This is a genomic window from Chryseobacterium piscicola, from assembly GCF_900156685.1.
In the GTDB taxonomy this organism is placed as follows: Bacteria; Bacteroidota; Bacteroidia; order Flavobacteriales; family Weeksellaceae; genus Chryseobacterium; species Chryseobacterium piscicola.
On sequence record NZ_FTOJ01000022.1, the window covers coordinates 1 to 4305 of the forward strand.

The 4305-nt window shown below is 34.8% G+C and carries 2 protein-coding genes and 1 pseudogene; all 3 read right to left on the minus strand.

All coding sequences use genetic code 11. From position 1 onward, the window contains the following. Positions 1 to 233: pseudogene (locus BW939_RS15595) on the minus strand (hypothetical protein); the annotation flags it as partial. Between the two features lie 81 nt (positions 234 to 314). Further along, a complete protein-coding gene (locus tag BW939_RS15600) occupies positions 315 to 2963 on the minus strand; it encodes a choice-of-anchor L domain-containing protein (RefSeq protein ID WP_076452928.1) in 2649 nt (882 codons plus the stop codon). 251 nt (positions 2964 to 3214) lie between these two features. Then, a complete protein-coding gene (locus BW939_RS15605) occupies positions 3215 to 4006 on the minus strand; it encodes a hypothetical protein (RefSeq protein WP_076452929.1) in 792 nt (263 codons plus the stop codon). Positions 4007 to 4305 lie beyond the last annotated feature (299 nt).

The following is a 4305-nucleotide window of genomic DNA, read 5'->3' on the forward strand; positions in this document are numbered from 1 at the left end:
ATTCTTGCTGCTGTTGCGGTAGTGGCATCTAAAATAATGGAACCTCCTACCAACGCATTTCCCGTAGGTAAGGTTCTAACATAGGGAACTATAATGCCCTTGTTCTGGTTTGCAGCAAAATCCAGAAGAACCGATGTTTTATTAGCTGCAGTACCCACTGCATCACCTAGGATGACCTGCGCATTTGCAAAAGAAAAACTTGCTATCAATAGGGTGAATATTACTTTTTTCATTTTATTTTAAATTTAAATTATAAAACTCCGGATCGGTTTATATAAAGATGTGTATATCAACCGACCGGTTTTGCGTTTAGATTAAGGACAGGTTGGTGTATTGAAACAGCTCCACGCAGTCCCGTTAAATAATTTTAAACATTTCAAATCGGTATCGTAAACCATCATTCCACTTTGAGCAGTAAGTGCATTGATCTCTGCGGTAGTCATTCTGGTAACCACAAAACCTTTCGTATTGGATTCTAATGCTGTGAAAGCAGATTTTCTTACCATAGGCCAGTTATTGGGTTGAGGTGCTGCACCTGCTCTTCTCAATAACGTGATTCCGTGTTTGGTATCTGCGCCTGCCGTGGTGGTATTGGGATCATTGTAACAAATACAAGCATTTACTGCTGCATTGGTAGAAGAACCAGCTCCTTGGCCAATGTCTGCTGTAGTAGGTCCCGGTACATCTGTGTTATCTGCAAAACCAGCTAAATTTGAAGCGTTAGTAACAGAATGTAAGTTATTCCCTGCATTGTTTACCAATTGTGGCACCCCTAAAGCAGATGCAGATTGGCTTACAATATTAGGTTGTGTATTGGTTGTTATCCCATCATAGATAACTTTTATCCTTCCTCTATTAGCATAGTTCGCATCCGCAATGGGTAAATTCAAAGACCAAACCTGCTCTATCGAAACATTTTCTGAGCCTTCTACTGCATCGGGGCAAGTATCACCATCACTATCGGTGTCTAAATGATTGGGTACACCATCATTGTCAAAGTCACATAATGACTGATATACAATAATATCATCTATTGCTAGGTCATTACCTCCTCCTCCTGGCGCATTGTTTATAAAGACTATATCAATTGGTTGAGAAGTTGGTGGTATAAATAATGTAGGATTTTTAAAAAATTTCCATGCATTAACATCCCCAACATTATTATAGTTTATATCTCCAGTATTAAAACTGTAAATAACATTACCAGCAGGTTGTTCAAAATGTATTGTAATATTAGGCTTAATTAAACCGTCATAATTATTCAAATTCATTCCCCACAACGAAGCATTAATAGGAGCACCTGATACAATATTTTGTATTGTTCTTCTATAAAATTCACCTGGAGCAAAACTTGCATTTACAATAAGCATTCTTCCACTTGTTGGTGTTGCTCCTCCATTAGTATGGTCTCCTATTGTTTGCCATTCTGTAGCAGCCCATGCGGCAGTTTGCTGTATATTATTAAATACAGAATATCTACCATCGTCTAAAGATTGAGGAGGCCCACTTCCATCATTCCAATCAGTAGGAATAATACCAGCTATTGCTTGATAATAATTGTAAGTGGTAGTAGCACTTGTTCCTAGTCCTGCTAGTGAAACACTTGTTGTGCCATTGACAGTACTCATGGTTCCAAAATTTTCATTAAATAAAGTGCGGGTAATTACACCATTGCCTGGAGCGATATTAGGATTTGGAATCCCGCATGTTCCGTTTTCATTAGTATCTAAAATACCGTCGTTATCATCATCAAGATCAACATCATCAGGGACGCCGTCTCCTTCAAAATCTGTTTGTACGATAATTGTAGCAACCGCAGTTTTACAATTTGATGTAAAGGTCTGGTCACAAATTTGATAAGTAACAGCATAAGTTCCAGAAGGAGTTCCAGGAGCTACGTTTATTTGCCCAGTTAAAGGATTGAGGGTTACCCCCGAATTAGTTGTTGATATTTGGCTTAATAGCACATCTGATAATGTAGCAGGTGCAGTTCCATTTACAGAATCATTGTTTAATACAGAATTAATAGATGAAGATCCAGAAACAATAGTATAACTGTCATTATTTGCAACTAGAGTAGCTGTAGCATAAATATTGTCAATAAAAACACCAGAATCTAATGTTGCATCACCTGCATCTGCTATCACAATTTTAAAAGTATATGTACCATTAGGAGTTAAACCAGATAACGTATAAGTAATCAATCTTGTAATCCCATTGAACTGCACTGCAACAGGAAAAGGCCCTGGGTTGGTATTTGGCACTAATTTTCCTCCAGAAACAGTAGTGTCATGCCCATTATTCATATAAAGAGCACTTTGAGTTCCATCAAAAGCAGGTACGCTTGATCCACTACTTCCTTCCAATCCAAAATTGACCTTATTGATTGAAGTTGCGTTGTTATTAGGCAGCCTTGCGAGATTGGCAGTTCCTGCAATACCAGGCCCGGTAACAAAAAACCCAAAAGCATCATCAAAATTTGACCCAACATAATCAGGATACTCTTCTGAACCAAATTGATACCCAATACTTAAACTGGTAGCTTTTGGTCCTAATGTAACTGTGAACGAATATGAAACCACATCTCTAGTAGCGGTATTATCAACAGTTGCTAAATCTGCATCGGCAAAAGTAGTTGCAGTAGGGATGTCATCAGTACTTCCTGTAGTATTATTTGTTGTTAATAATTTCGTAACATTACCAGTTCCAAAAAACACCCCATTACTCATTTGAAGCGCGGCTGCAGTACCTCCAGTAAAAGTAGCTATTTGTAATGTTCTACTCCCAAAATTTAATGTGCCCCCAGTAATAGAAATATTATTTCCATTTAATGCTGTATTAATTTGTGCATTTGTAGGATTGGCAGTATAAGTAACTGGTGTTTGAGAAAAAACAAAACTACTTATTAAGCCAATAAGTAAAAACATCTGTTTTTTCAGATGAATATTAATTTTAGATTCCATTATAGTTATTATAAGTTTGTTTAAGTTTGTTTAAGTTTTAATATATTAAATGATTTTGCATAATCATTTAATATATTAAATGGGTCGCTAAGCAGCGAATAAAGAAAGAATTTTTTTAGTAAAATGATAGTTCTTTACTTTTTTAAAATAAATAGTTGTGATTCTAAATTACAGAATATGTAAACTTTAGATAAATCAATAAATCGGTCGTGTTCTCACAGAAAACGATTTATTAAATACAAATAGAAAAGCTATGCCGCGTATGGTGGCCCCCGTAGTGAAGAACTTCTGAATTTGCCAAATTGCAAATAAGAAAGTGAGGTATAGAATTTTTGCTTCTGTAATTGGCTTTCAATCTTAAGAATCACTTGAGTATAAGTTGAAGCAAGAGCATGTTTTTGTACTATATTAGATGGAACTACAACAGCCGTTTTATTTTCATCTAATGCACTTGTAATCTTAGAATTTCCACCAGTAGAAACCGAAAAATGAAATTTTGCCTCTTCCTGAATCTTTTTTACTAATCGGGCTAATTTTTTATCGGCTTTTATTTCAGATAACGTATTGTTAGTCTGTTCTGAGAAAGAAGTTTTTGAAAACTCTGTTGGTTCGGGTTTTCTTGTTTCAAGAACAATTTTCACCTTATAGATTTTATCTAAACCGACTATTGTTGTTCCTTCCGAAATAAAAATTGTTTCATTGTCTTCTTCCTGAATATCTGGAGACTCTTGGGAAATATCATCTGAAGAAATAATGTTGGTAAGATTTTCATCAAATTGCTTTCTAGAGTTTTCTGCTAAAACATGTGCAGATTGATATATAGTATCTGTTACAATGGTGTTTTCTACATTATTTGGGTAAGAATACAATTCTATTGAAACCTTCGTACTGATGAGCGCTAAACTTTCTTCCTTATGATTAATTTTTGTAACCGCTCCAAATAATTGAATGTGTAATAAAAAAGAAATAATGAGCACGCCAAAAAAACGCATTTTATTTTGCGCTTTACTATGAGCTGTTTTAAAATTTCTAAAAAATAACATTTTTATTAAAAGCGAAAATTTTACAAACCTTATCAATGGTTTCTACCTGAAAAAAAAATAATGGTGGCAAAATTAAGTATTTTTTTTATAATTTCTTGTTAAATTTCATTAATAATTACAGCTTGGCTTTATTAAGAATATTTCTAAAAAAACCGAAAAAAAAATGCCGAATCAAAATTATGATTCGGCTTTTTTCTTGTTTTTTTTATTCCGGTTTCCAGAAGCTCCATTTGCTTCCGTTAAATACAGCCAGACGCTTATAGAAAGTAGGCGATACACCTGCCACATAAACCATCATG